Genomic DNA, 771 nt, shown 5'->3' with positions numbered 1-771 from the left:
GTCCAAATGGTCATCAGTCAGGCTGAGTTTTCTCGTTCCCAGGCGCTGCGTGGGAACCAGAGACCGGGAGCGGGGCTGTTGCGACACCCTCGGAGGGAGAGGGAGTACAGTGTGTGGCGTGCCCAATATACTGCGAGTGGTGCTGTTTCCATTCAGGCCTTAACCACTACCCAGCTTCTCAATCCGACTTGGAGCCACTCATGCACTGGGGGGAATCGGGTGCGACTCCTCCCTTCTCGAACCACTCCTGCGGCGTCCAGGTATGCAGGGCGAGGGCATGCAGACCGCTTTCGAATTCCCCTTTAAGCGCCTTATTCACCAACCGATGGCGCACCACCAAGCTGTGCTCGGCGAAGGATTCACTGACCGCCACTACCTTGAAATGCGACTCGGCCCCCGCGGGCACATTGTGCATGTGGCTCTCGTCCGTTACCTCCAGGTGGGTCGGGGACAGCGTGGATTGCAGCTGTTCTTGGATACGTTCTCTACGGTTCATGGGCCCCTACTCGGATTTTTGGTAATGGTAATTTTCAAGTGGTAAAGTGAGTCATTTGCATGATGGAATGACTCCACAGCTATGCACAGAATTCAAGGTTCCCTGTACTCGGCAACAACAAGATTAAAACACTATCCATAATATTAGAGTTGTTCCCGATGCGAGTCTTTAAAAATCAATCGGTTATATTGGAACATAAGGCCGACACGGTGGTCGTTGACCAGAAAACAAAGGGTTAGACGCCAAATGGTCCTCGTAACATACTGATTTTAAAG

General features: G+C 52.5%; 1 protein-coding gene. It reads right to left on the bottom strand.

Features of this window, described 5'->3' with window-relative positions:
* Window positions 1-178: 178 nt before the first annotated feature.
* Window positions 179-496, bottom strand: a complete 318-nt coding sequence (locus BQ17_RS05175; RefSeq protein WP_089724896.1) for a BolA family protein — start codon at window positions 494-496, stop codon at window positions 179-181.
* Between the last annotated feature and the right edge of the window lie 275 nt (window positions 497-771).

Origin of the sequence: Candidatus Thiosymbion oneisti (assembly GCF_900092655.1) — a bacterium.
Classification (GTDB): Bacteria; Pseudomonadota; Gammaproteobacteria; order Chromatiales; family Chromatiaceae; genus Thiosymbion; species Thiosymbion oneisti.
This window is presented reverse-complemented; position numbering and strand designations above follow the sequence as displayed.

What these genes read in the sequence shown, in the direction of transcription:
- BQ17_RS05175 (WP_089724896.1), bottom strand. Translation starts at nt 496, where the DNA reads ATGAACCGTAGAGAACGTATCCAAGAACAGCTGCAATCCACGCTGTCC.